16 protein-coding genes are annotated in these 16,538 nt (G+C 72.8%); 5 read left to right on the top strand and 11 right to left on the bottom strand.

Translation table 11 applies throughout. The features are described from left to right. The first annotated feature begins 480 nt into the window (after nucleotides 1-480). Nucleotides 481-1,578, top strand: a complete 1,098-nt coding sequence (locus DMA15_RS32160) for an enolase C-terminal domain-like protein (protein ID WP_125516199.1) — start codon at nucleotides 481-483, stop codon at nucleotides 1,576-1,578. A gap of 85 nt (nucleotides 1,579-1,663) precedes the next feature. Here the strand turns inward: DMA15_RS32160 and DMA15_RS32155 are convergent, their stop codons facing one another. Next, nucleotides 1,664-2,176 carry a phage holin family protein gene (locus DMA15_RS32155; protein ID WP_125516198.1) on the bottom strand — a complete coding sequence of 171 codons (513 nt, stop codon included), beginning with the start codon at nucleotides 2,174-2,176 and terminating at the stop codon, nucleotides 1,664-1,666. Between the two features lie 387 nt (nucleotides 2,177-2,563). On the opposite strand from DMA15_RS32155, the gene DMA15_RS32150 reads away from it, so the two are divergent. Next, a complete protein-coding gene (locus DMA15_RS32150) occupies nucleotides 2,564-2,920 on the top strand; it encodes a VOC family protein (protein ID WP_125516197.1) in 357 nt (118 codons plus the stop codon). Nucleotides 2,921-2,935: 15 nt separating this feature from the next. Here DMA15_RS32150 and DMA15_RS32145 read toward each other — a convergent pair whose 3' ends face one another. Beyond that, nucleotides 2,936-4,924 carry a DUF5107 domain-containing protein gene (locus DMA15_RS32145; protein ID WP_125516196.1) on the bottom strand — a complete coding sequence of 663 codons (1,989 nt, stop codon included), beginning with the start codon at nucleotides 4,922-4,924 and terminating at the stop codon, nucleotides 2,936-2,938. A gap of 155 nt (nucleotides 4,925-5,079) precedes the next feature. Here DMA15_RS32145 and DMA15_RS32140 point away from each other — a divergent pair, with 155 nt between their 5' ends. Continuing rightward, nucleotides 5,080-5,421: a DUF6204 family protein gene (locus DMA15_RS32140; protein WP_125516195.1), complete on the top strand. Its 342-nt coding sequence runs from the start codon at nucleotides 5,080-5,082 to the stop codon at nucleotides 5,419-5,421. On the opposite strand, the gene DMA15_RS32135 is transcribed toward DMA15_RS32140, so the two are convergent. The 8 genes from DMA15_RS32135 to DMA15_RS32100 form a co-directional block, all read right to left on the bottom strand. Continuing rightward, a complete protein-coding gene (locus DMA15_RS32135) occupies nucleotides 5,410-5,973 on the bottom strand; it encodes a GNAT family protein (RefSeq protein WP_125516194.1) in 564 nt (187 codons plus the stop codon). The genes DMA15_RS32140 and DMA15_RS32135 overlap by 12 nt on opposite strands. A 41-nt stretch (nucleotides 5,974-6,014) precedes the next feature. Continuing rightward, the gene (locus DMA15_RS32130) at nucleotides 6,015-6,326 is read right to left on the bottom strand and encodes a hypothetical protein (RefSeq protein WP_240660061.1); all 312 of its coding nucleotides are present in this window, start codon (nucleotides 6,324-6,326) and stop codon (nucleotides 6,015-6,017) included. Further along, complete coding sequence (locus DMA15_RS32125) at nucleotides 6,323-6,568, bottom strand: hypothetical protein (protein WP_125516193.1); 246 nt, start codon at nucleotides 6,566-6,568, stop codon at nucleotides 6,323-6,325. The genes DMA15_RS32130 and DMA15_RS32125 overlap by 4 nt, the downstream gene beginning before the upstream one ends. Nucleotides 6,569-6,689: 121 nt before the next feature. Continuing rightward, nucleotides 6,690-8,474, bottom strand: a complete 1,785-nt coding sequence (locus DMA15_RS32120) for a CocE/NonD family hydrolase (protein ID WP_240660060.1) — start codon at nucleotides 8,472-8,474, stop codon at nucleotides 6,690-6,692. A gap of 158 nt (nucleotides 8,475-8,632) precedes the next feature. Further along, complete coding sequence (locus DMA15_RS37740) at nucleotides 8,633-9,574, bottom strand: LD-carboxypeptidase (protein WP_125516191.1); 942 nt, start codon at nucleotides 9,572-9,574, stop codon at nucleotides 8,633-8,635. Next, nucleotides 9,571-11,556, bottom strand: a complete 1,986-nt coding sequence (locus DMA15_RS37735) for an LpqB family beta-propeller domain-containing protein (RefSeq protein ID WP_125518144.1) — start codon at nucleotides 11,554-11,556, stop codon at nucleotides 9,571-9,573. Before DMA15_RS37735 ends, DMA15_RS37740 begins: the two co-directional genes overlap by 4 nt. Nucleotides 11,557-11,582: 26 nt before the next feature. Further along, nucleotides 11,583-12,947 (bottom strand): M20/M25/M40 family metallo-hydrolase, encoded by a 1,365-nt coding sequence (locus tag DMA15_RS32105; RefSeq protein WP_125516190.1) that lies wholly within the window; start codon nucleotides 12,945-12,947, stop codon nucleotides 11,583-11,585. Next, the gene (locus tag DMA15_RS32100; RefSeq protein WP_125516189.1) at nucleotides 12,940-13,773 is read right to left on the bottom strand and encodes a M55 family metallopeptidase; all 834 of its coding nucleotides are present in this window, start codon (nucleotides 13,771-13,773) and stop codon (nucleotides 12,940-12,942) included. The genes DMA15_RS32105 and DMA15_RS32100 overlap by 8 nt, the downstream gene beginning before the upstream one ends. Nucleotides 13,774-13,907: 134 nt before the next feature. Between DMA15_RS32100 and DMA15_RS32095 the strand changes: the two genes are divergently transcribed. Both DMA15_RS32095 and DMA15_RS32090 read left to right on the top strand, forming a co-directional pair. After that, nucleotides 13,908-15,137 (top strand): cytochrome P450, encoded by a 1,230-nt coding sequence (locus tag DMA15_RS32095; RefSeq protein WP_125516188.1) that lies wholly within the window; start codon nucleotides 13,908-13,910, stop codon nucleotides 15,135-15,137. Nucleotides 15,138-15,308: 171 nt separating this feature from the next. Then, the gene (locus DMA15_RS32090; RefSeq protein ID WP_125516187.1) at nucleotides 15,309-16,070 is read left to right on the top strand and encodes an NAD(P)H-dependent oxidoreductase; all 762 of its coding nucleotides are present in this window, start codon (nucleotides 15,309-15,311) and stop codon (nucleotides 16,068-16,070) included. 45 nt (nucleotides 16,071-16,115) lie between these two features. Here the strand turns inward: DMA15_RS32090 and DMA15_RS32085 are convergent, their stop codons facing one another. Then, entirely contained in the window at nucleotides 16,116-16,484 is a 369-nt protein-coding gene (locus tag DMA15_RS32085) for a metalloregulator ArsR/SmtB family transcription factor (protein WP_125516186.1), read from the bottom strand. Nucleotides 16,485-16,538: the final 54 nt, after the last annotated feature.

Raw genomic sequence — 16,538 nt, 5'->3', positions numbered from 1 at the left:
GGGTTCTCCTTGGCTGTGCGGGCGTGGCGCGGGACCGCGGGGTCCGCTGACAGCGGGGACGAGCGGGCCGGGCCGGGCCGTACGTTCCGGCGGCGGTTCGGCGTCCAGAAGCCAGTCTGCGGCGCGCCGGACGCGCTCGCCCGGCATGGCCACCCGGGGGCGGCCGTGCTTGAGGACTCGGCTCATGGTGTGCCTCTGTGCCTCCGGACGGGGGTCGGAACCTCCCGCGTGCCCGGGCGCGGCGCACGGCAAACTCCGGGGGCGGGGGCGCCAAGGGGCAGGCCGAAATCCGAGGTCCGGCGGCGTTCGGAGACCGTTTGTCACGGCGTCTCAGGGTTACCCGGAGCCGTATCCGACCCCGCTCCCACCGACGCACCGGAGACGCATCCCCCTGCCTCCGGCCACCGCGCGCTGCGCGGCCCCGCTCCCGTACGCACACCCCCGGAGCCCCACCCGCACCACGAACCGAGGAAGTCCCAGATGAAGGACGCAGTCGCGATCGAACGGCCCGTCGTCTCCGCGTACACGGTGCCCGCGGACGCACCCGAGGCGGACGGCACCTTCGCCTGGGACACCACGACGGTCGTCATCGCCGAGATCACCGCGGGCGACGCGACGGGCACCGGCTGGACGTACGCGCCCGCCTCCGTCGCCGCGCTGGTCGAGGAGCAGCTCACCCCGGCCGTCCTGGGGCGGGACGCCCTCGACATCCCCGCCGCCCACGACGCCATGACCAAGGCGGTGCGCGACACCGGCCGCCCCGGCGCCGCCGGCTGCGCGATCTCGGCCGTCGACATCGCCCTGTGGGACCTGAAGGCCCGCCTCCTTGAACTGCCCCTCGTACGGCTGCTCGGCGCGGCCCGCGACGAGGTTCCCGTCTACGGCAGCGGCGGCTTCACGACGTACCACGACACCCATCTGGCGGCGCAGCTCAACGGCTGGGTGCACGGCCAGCACATCCCGCGCGTCAAGATCAAGATCGGCGAGGGGTGGGGCCGGGAGGCCGGCCGCGACGTGTCGCGGGTGCGCACCGCGCGTGAAGTCATCGGCCCCCAGGCCGAGTTGTACGTCGACGCGAACGGCGGCTACACGCGCAAGCAGGCGGTACGGGTGGGCAGGGTGCTCGCCGAATACGGCGTGGGCTGGTTCGAGGAGCCGGTGTCGTCGGACGACCTGCGGGGCCTCGCGCTGGTCAGGGACGCGCTGGTGTGTGACGTGACGGCGGGCGAGTACGGCTACGACCTGCCGTACTTCGCGCGCATGATCCCGTCCGTGGACTGTCTGCAGGTGGACGCCACGCGCTGCGGCGGCCTCACCGAGTGGCTGCGCGCGGCGGCCCTCGCGCAGGCGCACGGCCTGGAGGTCTCGGCGCACCGCGCGCCGCACGCGCATGCGGCGGTCGCCGCGTGCGTGCCGAATCTGCGGCACGTCGAGTGGTTCCACGACCATGTGCGGATCGAGTCGATGTTCTTCGCCGGGGCGCTCGACCCTACCGGCGGTGTCGTCCGCCCGGAGGGGGGCGTCGGGCACGGTCTTGAGCTGCGCACGGACGAGGTCGAGGAGTTCCGGGTGGTGTGAGAGCCCCGGCTCCGCGCCTCCGCTTCGCGGGGCCCCCCTTGGGCGTGCGCTGCGCTTGCCTTGGCCGGCACCTGGAGGCACCCTCTCAGTGCTGTCCGCGCTCCCCGCCCCTCGCCCCCGGCACCTCGGGGCCCCTTGCGGGCACGGCAGGCACCGTGGGCGGCATCGGCGGCGGCGCGGGCACGGCGGGGCCGCCCGGGGGGACGGCCGGGGCTGCCCCCGCTGCTCCGGCAGACCCCGCCGGATCCCCGTAGGGAGCGGAAGCCGCCTGAGGCACCGCAGGGCGCGCCGCGTTGCGCAGCAGCACCGCCGCGAGGGCGAGCAGCGCACCCACGATCAGGGCCGCCGCCCAGTCGGGCAGCACCAGGGTGAGCGCGAGGCCCGCGGCCAGAGCGACCGCGGCGCCCGCGTAGAACGCGGTGGCACCGGACCCGGCGTAGAACGCCGCTTTGCGCCGCTGCTTCCGGGTCTGCTCACGGAATTCCTTCCGCAGTTCTTCCCGCAGTTCGCTGCGGATCGTACGGACCAGCTCGTCGGTCAGGGCCTTGTCGAACGGCTGCTTGTCGAGGCCGGTCAGTGGTTTCTCGAAGCCAGTCATGAAGTCCCGGGTACCCGGCGCGCGCGGCGGGTAACGACACACCGCCCCACGCGGTGTGACGCAGGCCACACCATAACGGGATCACCCCTTGGGTAGGCGGCGCATGATCGCCTGGGTTCGCACCCGGGAAGCACCACCCGAACCACGGAGGTATCCATGTCCTCGAAGCGACGTCGCAAGAAGAAGGCCCGCCGCAAGAACGGCGCGAACCACGGCAGCCGTCCCCAGTCCTGACGAAGGGCGACCGGCGACGGATCACGACAGGAGGGCGGCACCGGACGGTGCCGCCCTCCTGCTCGCGGATGCGGAGACGGTGGCGAGGGAGCGGGCAATCATGAAATCGTTGCGGAGCCGTTGGCAGGCCACAGAGGTGAGGGCGTTCCAATCATGGAGATCCTGGGAACCACGCTGCGCATCTGCGTCGAGGACTTGGAGTCCTCGGTCGCCTTCTACGAGCGCCTCGCGGGCGGCAAGGCGATGCGCTTCGAACGAGGCGGCGTCTCCGTGGCCGCGATCGGCTGCTTTCTGCTGATGAGCGGCCCGGAGCAGGAGCTGGAGATCCTCCGCAAGGTCTCGGCGACCATCGCGGTGCAGGACGTGGACGAGGCGTACGCCGTACTGAACGCGTCCGGCGCCCGTGTCATCGCGGGCCCCGTCCCCACCCCCGCCGGGCGCAACCTCATCGCGATCCACCCCGACGGCGCCGTCTTCGAGTACGCGGACCGCCGCGTCACCGCGACCTGAGATCCGAGTGGCCCCTCACTCCCCCGGCGGCCGCATCCCGAAGTCGTGGCGCGCCGGGATCTCCTCGCCGCCCGTCGCCGCCTTCCACAGGTCGCCCACGGTCTCGGCGCCCTCCCGCAGGTCCGCCGCCTCGAAGCCCTCGTCGAAGACCGCGCGCACCGCCGCCATGTCTCCCTCGGCATAGAGGAGTTGGGCCTCGACCAGGCGGAAGCGACCCTCGGCGCGGGTGGTCGCGTGGAGGCGGTTCCACACCGCGCGCGCCGCCTCCGGGCGGTCCGCGGCGAGCAGCGCGGAGATCGCCTCCCGGCCGAGCGCGGCCGTCGCCGCCGTCCAGTCGGCACCGTCGTCGCGCCGCTCCTCGCCCAGGCCATCGCACAGGTCGTCGAACGCCTCCGCGTACCGGTCGGCGGCCCGCTCCAGGTGGCCCTCGACACTGTCCGCGACGGCGAGGCAGCGCAGCAACGGCCAGCGGGAGGAGGCGAGTTCGAGGCCCCGCTCCCAGCTGCGTACGGCCTGCGCCCGGTCGCCCGCGTGCCACTGGGCGACTCCCAGGTGGTACTCGGTGAGCGGGCGTGCGGGCGCGGTCTCCAGCATGTCGCGCCAGTGCCGTGCCACGAGTGTCGGCCCGGGCGGCGCGGCCTCGCGCGGCTCCGGGACGGCCCCGGAGTGCAGCAGTTCGAGCCACGGCGCCTGTTCGGGGCCGAGCGTGGACTCGTCGAAGGGCGTGCCGGGCAACTTGTGCCGGGCGCGCAGAACCTCCAGCGCGCCCCAGCCGGAGCCCACCGCGAGCACCTCCCCCGGCTCGTTGTCGGCGCAGGCCAGCCAGGCCTCGTACGCGGCGTCGACGGCCTCCCTGGGCAGGGCTTCGGCGAGCCGCGCCTCGGTCTCGCCGCGCGCGTCCGCCCAGTCGCCGTGCACGAGACCGGCCCGCGCGGACAGCGGCCCGTACGCCTCCAGCCAGCTGAACTCGGCCTCGGCGTCCAGGCGTACGTGCTCCAGCTGCGTGCGCGCGAGGCCCGACTGGATCTCCGCGTAGCCCCCGGTGCCGGGCTCGGTGAGCCAGTCCTGCCAGCGCCGGCCGCCGCTGCCGGTGCCCCAGACGAAGAGCTTGCGGCCGCGCGGCAGGTCCGTGGAGGTCTGCGCGAGCCCGTGCCCGTCCTCGTCGAGTGCGGCGATCCAGCGCCGGGCGCCGTCCGGCACGTCGTAGAAGTAGTCGGCGGGGTACTCGCTGCGCGGCGGGTAGGTGCGGTCGGCGCCGTCGGACTCGGGCACCGGCACCTTCCGCAGACCGCCCCCGTACGCGAACCGCCAGGCCTCGTCGGCCGGGGCGAGCACCCTGCGCTGCTCGGGCACCGCGATGTTCGACCACCAGTAGACGGGCGCGGCCTTCTCGTGCGGGTTGCGCACACGCACTCCGACGTGGAGGAAGTCGGAGCCCTCCGGCAGCCACAGGTCCACCTGGAAGGGCAGGTCGCGCAGCCGCTCCCACTCCCACAGGCGCAGCATGTCGCCGCCGTCGGGTGCGGTCACGCGCGCGGCGTGGACGGGCGCGCAGGAGAGGGTGGTGTGGCCGGTGGCGCCGATGTTCCACTCGATGCCGCCGGAGAACCAGGCGCCGTTGAGCGCGAGGTTCGCGGGCTGCAACACCGGGTTGCGGTAGAGCAGTTCGCGTCCGGTCGGCTTGTGGAAGAGGGCGTGGACCCGGCCGCCGTAACCGGGCAGGACGGTGGCGCGCAGCCGGTCGTTCTCGATGACGAGCGTGTCGAGGCGCGTGTCGGTCCGCTCGCGCCCGTACCCGTCGAGGAGGCGCACGGGCAGGAGGCTGCGCAGTGGCTCGTACGCGAGTTGGCGTGCCATGTCGCGCGGCAGGCCGTCCTTGGCGCGCTCGTCCAGGGTGTGCGTGTCGCCGAGGGGGCGCAGTGGGGGCAGGGGGTTCTCGGGACCGGTGGGGGCGACGGGCAGGGTCAGTTCGTCACGGCGCACGGTGGTCTTCACGATCACCATGGAACACGGTCAAGGAGGCGCCGCCCAGGGGGCCTTCGGGTCAGGATTGCGCAAAGACCTCCCAAGGACGCCGCCCTCGGAGGCGCCGTACGCTGGATCTTTCGACGGCCGCCTTCGGCCGTGGACCTGCAAGCGAGAGAGAAGAGCGCGAGGACATGGGCACGCAGCACACCTACCGAGTCATCGTCCGGGGTACGTGGGACGAGCTGACGGACGCGTCGCGCGCGGCGCTCCTCGCGGAGGTAGAGGAACACGGCCTCGCCCAGATGAAGTTCACCCCCGAGGGCACCCTCACCTACGACCGCGCGCTCAAGCACTTCTCGCTGCGCTACGAACTGCTCTCGGACGCCGAGGACGGCGAGGAGATGGCGGCGGCGCTCGCCGAGGAGGAGGCCGAGACGCGGCTGAGGGAGGCGGGCCACGGCTTCCGGGACCTGCGGTCGACGGTGACGGACATGGACACCATGAAGATCAACCGCAAACCGTCACGCCGCTGAGCCTCCCGCGTCCGGCACCATCTCGGCGGTGACGGCCCAGCGCTCGTGGTCGCGCCAGGCCCCGTCGACGTAGAGGAAGTCCGGCGAGAAGCCCTCCAGGCGGAAGCCCCGGCCGCGCACGAGGGCGATCGAAGGCGCGTTGCCCGGCTGGATGTTGGCCTCCAGGCGGTGCAGCCGCAGCTCCCCGAAGGCGTGAGCCATGACGAGCCCGAGTCCCTCGCGCATGAGACCCCGCCCCGCGGCGTGCGCGAACGCGCCGTAGCCGAGGGCCCCGCTGCGGAAGCCGCCCCGGACGATGTTGTTGACGTTGATGAATCCGGCGATGGCCCCGCTGTCGCGCTCGCACACGAGGAAACCCGCTCTGGCCGGGTCCTCGTTCAGCGCCGCCGCGTACGCGCGATAGGTGTCGTCCGAGGAGGGCGGGAAGAGCCAGGGGCGGTGCAACGCCCGGCTCTCGCGCGTACGGGCGGTGAACTCGGCGGAGTCCGCGGCGGCGAAGTGGCGTATGCCCACGCGGGGGCCTTCGGCGAGATATGTGGTGCTGTCGGGCATCGGGCCACGCTATCCGGGCGGCGCGGAGGTCCGGCCCCGGGTCATTTCCCGGGGCATCGCTCGCTCTTCTTCACGACGCCGATCGTGACGGCCTGCCCGTTGAGCTGACGGCCCGCGGCCGGGGACTGGGAGCACACCTTCCAGTTGAGGGGCCACAGCACGGTGCGGTGGTAGCCGCTGACGTCATGGACGTCGACGCGGGTGCGGTAGTCGAGCGTCGAGAAGACGTGCACCAGGCCCCGCCCCCGGAAATCCGGCATCGGCGGGCCCGCCGCCGCGGTGGTGACCGTCATGACGGTCGCGGCGAGCGCGCCGCCCGCGATCACGCCCGCCCGCTGGAACCGCACCCTCACTTGCGCCTCCCGATGAAGTAGGCCCCGCACAGGGCGCCGATCAGTCCCGTGCCGAGCAGGGCCATCCACAGCGGCATGGTCACCTCGGGGATCAGCAGCCGGATCTTGGTGCTGCGGGTGTTCTCGAAGATGAAGACCAGGGTGAGGACGGCGACGGCGGCGACGGCGACCCTGCCGGGTGTCATCAGCCCGCCGCCCGAGCCGCGGCTCCTGGAGCCGCCCGTGGAGGTGTTGGGGCTCATGATGTGGACCCTTCCGTCGGAGGTACGTCCGGCCTCCCCCGGCACCAGCATGGGTGGCCGGGCCGGGTTCGCGCGCGGTGGGTGTGCCTCCGGGGTGGGGCGGTGGGCCATGCGGGTGACGTCAGCGGGCGACCACGGGCAGCTCCAGGACGCCGGTGTCCCGCGGCTCGCTGGTCACCGTGACCGGCTTGACGCCCTTGTTGCCGAGGTACGCCCCGTCGCTCGCCGCCACCACGAAGCGCAGCCGGTGGCCCTTCTCGTAGCGGTGCACGATGCCGGGCAGCGAGACGGTGAACGGCTTCGTCACGTCCGGCACCCGCACGGGCGAGACGAGCCGGTGGACCAGGGTCTTCGTGCCGTCCGGCGCGACGTCGTACAGCTTGGCGAAGAGGACCAGCTTGTCGGCCGCGTCCCCGGAGTGCTGCACCCGCTCGGTCCGCGGCGAGCGCACCTTCAGGGTCGCCCTGGGGACGCCGACCACGTCCACCGCGTCGGTGAGGGGTTCGGTCGTCCAGTCGAGGTAGGTGCCCTTGGTGTCGTACGGGGCGGGGTCGGGCAGACCGAGCATGCCGGCGAGCGAGGACTCCGAATGGCTCGTGGGCACCAGCCAGTTGCGGTACTCGCGGCTGCCGCGCGCCACCTTCGCGCGGTCGTCGACGAGCTTGCCGTCTCCGGAGAGGTACAGCTTCCGGTGGGGCGCGGGCACCTGGGACGCGGTCGCGTACGTATGGGCCGGGTCGTCGATCCAGTCGCGGTAGTACGCGAAGGCGGGGCCGGTGTCGACGTCCTTCTTCCGGTGGAGGTAGCGGTCGAACCAGGCGAGGACGCGCCGGCCGACGTACGACGTCTCCAAGTTGCCCGCCTCCAGGTTCAGTTCGCCGGACGCGGCGTCGCGCACGCCGCCGCTGTGGCCCCAGGACTGCCAGATCATCTTCGTGGGGGTGCCCTGCGCCTTGAGCGTCTTGTACGTCGCCTCGGCCTCGTTGAGGTTGAAGAGGCTGTCGGCCTGGCCCTGCACGAGGAGCGTCGGCGCCTTCACCTCGCTCAGGTACGACACCGGGGAGACGCCGCGCGCGAACTCCTGGAGCGCCTTGGTCCTGTCCGCCGGATAGCGGCCGGAGTTGAGGGTGCGGATCGTCTCGCAGGCCTTGGTGACGAAGTGCAGGCAGTCCAGCCGGTTGATGCGGGAGGGGTCGAGGTTGGGGACGAGCAGCGGCTGGCCCTCGCCGATGAGGTAGAAGCCGTTCATCCACTGCCACTTGGCGGCGCCGGGCACCTCGCGGTCGGCGGCGTTGTTCGGGTCGAGGGAGTACGCCAGGTCGTGCCAGGTGATCATCGGTACGAGGGCGTCGACGCGGTGGTCCACGGCGGCGGTCGCCAGCTGGATCGCCCCGCCGTAGGAGCCGCCGATCATGCCGACGCGCGGGTCGCCCTCGCCGTCGGCGGTGACGTAGTCCGCCCTCGTGCCGTCGTCGGCGGCCCGCTCACCCGCGAGGAAGTCGACGAGCGCGGAGGCGGCCTTGCCGTCGATCCGCGGGTCGTCGAGCGATATCAGGCACCCGGACTTGCCGAAGCCGAGGCCCGAGTAGACGAGCCCGACATAGCCGCGCGCCGCGAAGGCCTTGCCGGCCGCGGCGGTCGACCCATCGGACTTGCTGCCGCCGAAGCCGTTGGTGGAGAGCACCGCGGGCGCCGGATGCGCCGCGTCCACCCCGGCGGGGCGGTACAGGTCGGCGTCGACCGTGCAGCTCCGGCCGCCCGCCTCGACGGTGAACTTCAGCGCGGTGACGGTGAATTCGCCCCTCGCTCCGGCGGCGGGGGCGTCCGCGGGGGCGGGCGCGGCGACGGCGAGCGGCGCGGCGAGCGCCGCCGCTGCGGCGAGGGTCAGGGCACGGCGACGGGACAAGGGAACCTCCACGCTGAGGGGCTACCGACTGGTACGTACCGGCCCCGCTCATGGTGTGACACGTGTCAGAGCACGGTCAACGACCGTGACGGCGGTTTCTGGCGGGAGATTCCGTGCAGGGGCGCGCCCCGACGGCCCCGGACGGCGGTCGGCGCGCGTCAGACGAGCGCCGGTACGTCCAGCGTCACCGTGCCCGCGTCCGCGTCCAGTCGCCCCGGCACCCCGAACGGCACGGTCAGCGCCCCGTCGCAGTGTCCAAACCCGAACTCCTCGACCACGGGCACACCGAGTCCGCCGAGCCGGTCGGCGAGGAGCGCCCGCACCTCGTCGTAGGGCCCGCACTCCTGCCACGAGCCGAGCACGATCCCGGCGACGCCCTCCAGCCAGCGGGAGCGCAGGAGTTGGGTGAGGGTCCGGTCCAGGCGGTACGGCTCCTCGCCGATGTCCTCCAGGAAGAGCAGGCCGCCGCGCGCGGACGTCCGCGCGCCCGGTGTGCCGAGATCGGAGGCGAGCAGCGAGACGCAGCCGCCGAGCGTGACGCCCCGGGCCCGGCCGCCGACCAGCGCCCTCGCGCGCCGCGGCGCGGTGATGACCTGGGCGGCCTCCGGGGTGAACAGGGTGGTGCGCAGGTGCTCCTGGGCCGCCGCGTTCTTGAGGAAGTCGGCCGCCGCGGTCATCGGGCCGTGCAGGGTCGCGAGCCCGAGCCGCGTGGCGAACGCCTCGTGCAGCGCGGTGATGTCGCTGTAGCCGAGGAACACCTTGGGACCGGCCGCCCGGGTCGCGTCCCGCAGCGCCGCCCAGTCGACGAGGTCCACCATGCGCTGGACGCCGTACCCGCCGCGTGCGCAGAACACGGCGGCCACGGACGGGTCGCACCACGCCCGCTCCAGGTCTCGGGCGCGGTCGGCGTCGGTCCCCGCGAGGTAGCCGAACTCCGGGTGCGCATCGAGCACATGGGGCATGGCGAAGGGTTCCAGGTCCCAGCCGCGCAGGATGTCCAGGCCCGCTTCGAGCCGCTCCGGCGGGACGGGGCCGCTCGGCGCGACGACGGCCACCCGCGCGCCGGGTATGAGGCGCGCGGGCCGGGCGAGGGCTCTCACTTGCCGAGCTCCAGGGTCGGCACGGGCCCCGCCAGATCGATCCCGAACACCTGGGCGTACAGGGAGAGTTCGGCCTCCAGGGCGCGGACCATCGTGTCGGCGCGGCGGAAGCCGTGTCCCTCGCCCTCGAAGGCGAGGTAGGCGTGCGGGATGCCACTCCCCTCCAGGCGGGCGAGGAACCGCTCGGACTGCGCGGGCGGGCAGACCACGTCGTCGAGGCCTTGCAGGAGCAGGAAGGGGACGGTGACGCGGTCGGCGTGCTCCAGCGGCGAACGCTCCCCGTACCGTCCGGGCACCTCGTCGAGCGGTCCGACGAGGGAGTCCAGATAGCGCGATTCGAGGTCGTGGGTCTCCCCGGAGGCGAACGCGGCGAGGTCGAGCACCGGGTAGATGATCGTCCCGCAGGCGTACACGTCGGTGGTGGTCAGCGAGACGGCCGTGGTCCAGCCGCCCGCGCTGCCGCCCCGGACGGCGAGCCGGGCGCGGTCCGCGGTGCCCTCGTCGGCCAGGGCGAGGGCGACGGCCGCGCAGTCCTCGACGTCCACGATGCCCCACTGCTCGCGCAGCCGGTCGCGGTAGGCGCGGCCGTAGCCGGTGGAGCCGCCGTAGTTGACCTCCGCGACGCCGATGCCGCGCGAGGTGAAGTAAGCGATGGCCAGGTCGAGCACGAGGGGCGAGCGGCCGGTGGGGCCGCCGTGCGCCCACACCACGTAGGGCGGCAGCTCGTCGTCGGGCGCGATGTGGCCGGGGTGGTGGGGCGGGTAGACGTGCGCGTGGACGGTGCGCCCGGCCGGGCCCGAGAAGGCGCGGATCTGGGGTTCGGGGTAGTACGTGGGGTCCACCGGGTCGTCGTGGGCGGCGCCGACGACGCGGGCGTGGCCGGTGCCCGTGTCCAGTTCCACGACTTCGTAGGCGCTGCGCGGGCTCGCGGCGACGCCGAGCACGCGGGGGCCGTGCGCGGCGAGGGTCGAGGCCCACTCCGTCCAGGGGCCCGCCGCGTCGACGACCTCGCCGGTCTCGGGGTCGAGTATGCCGAGCGCGGTGGCGCCCTTGCCGTGCACGACGGCGATGAGCCCGGTCTCCAGGGGCGCGAACCAGTTGAGGCCGACCTGCCACAGCGGGCCCGCGAACTCCTCCTCGCGCGGACACAGCGCCTGGACGTGACGCGCGTCGTCGGGGGCCGCGCGGTACAGGTTCCACCAGCCGGTGCGGTCGCTGGTGAACAACAGCCGCCCGTCCCGGGCCCATTCGACCTGCGCGACGGACTCCTCGGGGCCGCCCGCGAAGGTGCGTGCGGCGCCGAAGGTGCCGTCGCCGCGCACCTCGGCGAGCACCAGCTCCGTGCCGTCCCACGGCATGCGGGGGTGGTCCCAGGCGATCCAGGCGGCGCGGGTGCCGTCCGGGGAGAGGCGGGGCCCGGTGACGAACCGGTGGGCACCGTCGGACAGTTCACGCACGGCGGCGCGGTCCTCGGCCGCGGAGCCGTCGAGCGGCACCGCGGCGATGACCCGGCGCACGTCGGTGGGCGCCTCGCCGGTGAACTCCTCCAGGACGCACCAGACCTCACCGCTCTCGGGGCGCAGCACCGGGTCGGCCCAGCGCAGTCCGCCGCCCACGGACGAGAGCGGGGTCAGCGCCCGGGGCTCGGCGTCCGGGGCGTCGGGTTCGTACGCGTACAGCCGCTGGTCGGTGAAGTTCGCGAAGACGAGGAGCGGGCCCTCGGGGCGGTCGGCCCCGGCCCAGGGGCGGCCGCCGTACTCGACGACGCGGCTGCGCACGTTCCACGGCGCGGGCAGCACCGAGCGCTCCTCGCCGTCGGGCAGCCGCCGCACCAGCGCGCGGCGCCCGCCCTCGATGGGCCTCGGCTCGGTCCACCACGCCTCGGCGCCGACGAAGCCCACGTACCCCGGAGCGCCGTCGTGGGTGGCGGCCAGCTCGGCGTCGATCGGCGACGGCCATGATCCGTACGGCCGGGTCTGCATCATGTCCTTTACTTCCCCCATTTTCCCTAGGCCGTGCGCAGAAAGCGGTCGAGGACACGGACGCCGAAGTGCAGCGCGTCGACGGGGACGCACTCGTCGACTCCGTGGAAGAGCGCCTGGTAGTCGAAGCCCTCCGGTGTCCTCAGCGGCGAGAAGCCGTAGCCGGTGATGCCGAGCCGCGAGAACTGCTTGGCGTCGGTGCCGCCCGACATGCAGTACGGCACGACGTGCCCCTCGGGTGCGAACTCCTCGACGGCCGCCCGCATCTTCGCGTACGTCGACGAGTGGACCGGCGCCTGGAGCGCCACCTCGCGGTGGTGGAACTCCCAGTCGACGTCAGGGCCTGTGAGCAGGTCAAGCGTGTGGCGGAACTCTTCCTCGCCGCCGGGCAGAAAGCGGCCGTCGACATAGGCCACAGCCTCCCCAGGGATCACATTGACCTTGTAACCCGACTGGAGCATCGTCGGGTTGGCGCTGTTGCGGACGGTCGCCTCGACGAGCGCGGCGGTCGGGCCGAGCTTCTCCAGGAAGGCGTCGACGTCGAAGCCGGGTGCCTCGGGGTCGGGTTCGAGGCCGTAGAGCGCGGCGAGTTCGACGAGTGAGGCGCGCACGGTCGGGGTGATCCGCAGCGGCCAGCGGTGCTCGCCGATGCGGGCGATGGCGGCGGCCAGCCTGCTCACGGCGTTGGCGCGGTTGACCTTGGAGCCGTGGCCCGCCTTGCCGCGCGCGGTCAGCTTGAGCCAGCCCGTGCCGCGCTCCCCCGCCGCGATCGGGTAGAGCTGGTTGCCGCGCCCGTCGTGGAAGGTGAAGGCGCCCGACTCGCTGATGCCTTCCGTGCAGCCCTCGAAGAGCGGGGCGTGCCGGTCGGCGAGGAACCCCGAGCCGTCCTCGGCACTGGCCTCCTCGTCGGCGGTGAAGGCGATGACGATGTCCCGCCTCGGCCGTACACCGGCGCGCGCCCAGTTCCGTACGACGGACAGGATCATCGCGTCCATGTTCTTCATGTCGACCGCGCCGCGCCCCCAGACGACGCCGTCGCGGACCTCCCCGGAGAACGGATGCACGCTCCAGTCGGCCGCCTCGGCGGGTACGACGTCCAGGTGACCGTGGACGAGCAGCGCGTCGGCGCCGGGGTCGGTGCCCTCGATGCGGGCGACGACGTTCGTGCGGCCCGGGGTGCGCTCCAGGAGCGTCGGGGTCAGGCCGGCGTCGGCGAGGCGTTCGGCGGCGTACTCGGCGGCGGGCCGCTCGCGGCAGTCGCCGCCGCCGCGGTTGGTGGTGTCGATGCGGATCAGCTCGGAGGTGAACGCGACGACCTCGTCGAGGGCCCGCGCGTCCACCGGGGACCGATGCCCGGCCTCCTGCTCCTGGTCCTGCTGCTGGCTAGCCATACTGCTCCTCCACGGCGGCGGAGGCGATCGTCGTAACCGCCTTGAAGGTACGGATCCCCTCGTACATCGTCTCGCTGTCGTACGCGACCTTCCGCTCCCCCGTACGGCGCACTCCCGGCACGATGGTCGTGGCCATCGACAGGTGCTCGGCGTCGAACTCGACCTCCACGGTGAACGGGCCGCCCACCACCGGCTCGTGGCGCACGGCGAGCGCGGCGGCGTCCTTGGCCGCCGCGCGGATGTCGGCGGCGGTGCGGGCGGGGGTGCGGCAGACCGCGGCGTACCGCGAGACGTGGTCCTTGACGGCGACCTTCAGCGCGCCGGGCGCGTAGCCGAGGGCGTCCTCGCAGGCCAGGTCGTCGCCGGTGACGAGCACCACGGGGACGCCGTACTCGGCGACGACATGGGAGTTGAGCAGCCCCTCGCTCGCGCGGACGCCGTTGATCCACACGCCGGTGATCTGGTTGGCGAGGTAGGTGTGCGCGAGGACGCCCTCCATGCCGGCGCCCGCGTGGTAGCCGAGGAAGGCGACGCCGTCCACGTCGCCGTGCTGCACGCCCTCCACCATGGACAGCGACTTGTGCCGGCCGGTGAGCATCTGGGCCCGCTCGTCCAGCTCCTCCAGGAGCAGATTGCGCATGTCCCAGTGCGCTTCGTTGATGAGTACCTCGTCGGCGCCGCCGTCGAAAAATCCGAGCACGGCGGCGTTCACGTCCGAGGTGAACATCGTCCGGCAGCGCTCCCACCGCGCGGTGCCCGGCAGCACGTCGGCGGGCCAGGTCACGCCGGTGGCGCCCTCCATGTCGGCGCTGATGAGGATCTTCACAAGTTTCCACCATCCCCTCGGGTCTGAGCCCCAAACAGCTCACACTGACATCACCCGTCGACATCAGTTGCCGGGCTACGCCGCAGCGTGAGTGTAAGGGGACGCCCGTGCCAGCCCTCTCCGAAGGAGCCCCCGTGCCCGAACAGTCCATACTCGTCCTGGATCCCGCCAGTTCCGACCACCACGCCGAGCACGAGGCGCTGCGCGCCCGGGGGCCGGCCTCGCGTGTGGACGTTCTCGGTGTGACCGCCTGGTCGATCAGCGACCCGCAGCTGCTCAAGCAGCTCCTGAACAGTCCGCAGGTCTCCAAGGACGCGCGCGCCCACTGGCCGGACTTCGCCGAGACCGTACCGACCTGGCCGCTCGCCCTGTGGGTGGCCGTGAACAACATGTTCACCGCCTACGGCGACGACCACCGACGGCTGCGCCGCATGGTCGCCCCGGCCTTCAGCTCCCGGCGTGTCCAGGCCATGCGCCCCGCCGTGGAGGGAATCGTCGACTCGCTCCTCGACGCTCTCGCGTCCCGCCCGGCCGGGGAGAGCGTGGATCTGCGCGAGCACCTGGCCTACCCGCTGCCGATCGCGGTGATCGGCCGCCTCATGGGCGTCCCCGACAGCCGCCGCGAGAGCTTCCGCAGCCTGGTCGACAACGTCTTCTCCACCACTCTCACCGCCGAGCAGGCGGCCGCGAACGCCGCTTCCCTGTACGAGGCCCTCGACCGGCTCATCGCGGCCAAACGCGCCGAACCGGAGCCGGGCGACGACATGACCTCCCTGCTCATCGCCGCGCGCGACGAGGAGGGCGACGGCAGCGGCTTCACGGATGCCGAGCTGCGCGACACGCTGCTGTTGATGATCAGCGCCGGGTACGAGACCACGGTCAACGTCATCGACCAGGCCGTGACGGCCCTGCTGACGGACGCCCAGCACCTCGCCCACCTGCGGGCCGGGCGCGCCGACTGGAACGACGTCGTCGAGGAGACCCTGCGGCACGAGCCCGCCGTCAAGCACCTGCCGCTGCGCTTCGCGATCACGGACATTCCCCTGCCGGACGGCCGGAGGATCGCCAAGGGCGAGGCGATCCTCGCCTCCTACGGCGCCGCCAACCGCCACCCCGACTGGCACGGCCCGACGGCCGACCGCTTCGACGCCACCCGCCTCTCCAAGGAACACCTGGCCTTCGGCCACGGCGTGCACTTCTGCCTGGGCGCCCCGCTCGCCCGCCTGGAGGTGACCACCGCTCTGCGGGCCCTCTTCGAGAGGTTCCCGGAGATCGAACTCGCGGCGCCGGTGGCGGAGTTGCGGCCACTCCCGTCACTGATAAGCAACGGCCACCGGTCCCTGCCGGTCCGTTTGCGGCCCTGAGAGGCAGCAGGCTTCGTCCTGGTGCAGCAGCGGGGTACGCGGCCGGAGCGTCGCCGTCCGGCCGGGGTCGAGGAGGGCGGCGCGGGCCGCCTCTCCGCGTGGCCAGATCCTTTCGGGCCGCGTCCATCTGGCCACTCGCGACCGCCGGGACGGGCCCCGCAGGATCGGGGCATGAACGTTCTCTGGATCTTCGCCCACCCCGAACAGCGCTCCCTGGCCGGTTCCCTGATGGCCGAGGGGCTTCGCACGCTGGAGGCGCTCGGACACGAGCACCGCGTCTCCGATCTGTACGCCATGAACTGGAAGGCCGTGGTGGACGCCGACGACTTCGGCGCCTCGCCCGACGAACGCCTCTTCGTCGGTGCCGCACAAGAACGCGCCTATGACGAAGGCGAGTTGAGCGCGGACATCCGCGGCGAGCAGGAGAAGATCACTTGGGCGGACACGCTCGTCTTCCAGTTCCCGCTGTGGTGGTTCGGGCCGCCCGCGATCCTCAAGGGCTGGTTCGACCGCGTACTGGTGCAGGGCTTCGGATTCGGCATCAAGGGGCCCGACGGCCGCACCCTGCGGTACGGCGAAGGCGGCCTCGCCGGGAAGCGCGCGCTGATCGTCACCTCGGTCGGCGCCCGGGAGTCCGGCTTCGGCCCACGGGGCATCCACGGGCAGCTGGACGAGGTGCTGTTCCCCTTGCTGCACGGCACCTTCTGGTACACCGGGATCGCCGCGCTCCCGCCGTTCGCGGTGTACGGCGCGGACCGGCTCACGGAAGCCGGGCACGCCCGGAGCACGGAGGCCCTGCGCGAGCGTCTGCGCACACTGGAGGCCACGCCGCCGCTGCCGTTCCGCCACGAGAACGGCGGGGCGTACGACGAGGATCTGGTGCTGCGGCCCCGGTTCGCGCCGGGACTTTCCGGGGTCGGCGTACACCGCTGACGATCCCTCGGCCCCCGCCGCACCACCCTGCCCTCGCGGCGCCGCTCAGTCGAGGACGTCCCGCGCGGGCAGGTCGCGCGCGCCGAGGCGCAGATGCTCGATGTGGTAGACGGCCTCGTCCAGGAGTTGGGCGACGTGGTTGTCGTAGAGGCTGTAGACGATGCGGCGGCCCTGCCGCGAGCCGGTGACCAGGCCGAGGGCGCGCAGCAGGCGCAACTGGTGGGAGACCGCGGACTGTTCCATGCCGACCGCCTCGGCGAGCGCGCCGACACCGCACGGGCCCTGGCGCAGCTTGGTGAGGATCATCAGCCGGGACGGGGTGGCCAGCGCCTGGAGGGTGGCGGCGATCGTGGCGGCGGAGTCCGCGTCGAGGTGCGTCGCAGGGGTGATTTTGCTGTCGACTCCGTGTCCCATGCGGCAATCCTACTCGTCGTACACTTGAAGACCTCTTCATGTGTTCCGTTATGG

The organism is Streptomyces sp. WAC 01529, assembly GCF_003945545.1.
Lineage (GTDB): Bacteria > Actinomycetota > Actinomycetes > Streptomycetales > Streptomycetaceae > Streptomyces > Streptomyces anatolicus.
This window is presented reverse-complemented; position numbering and strand designations above follow the sequence as displayed.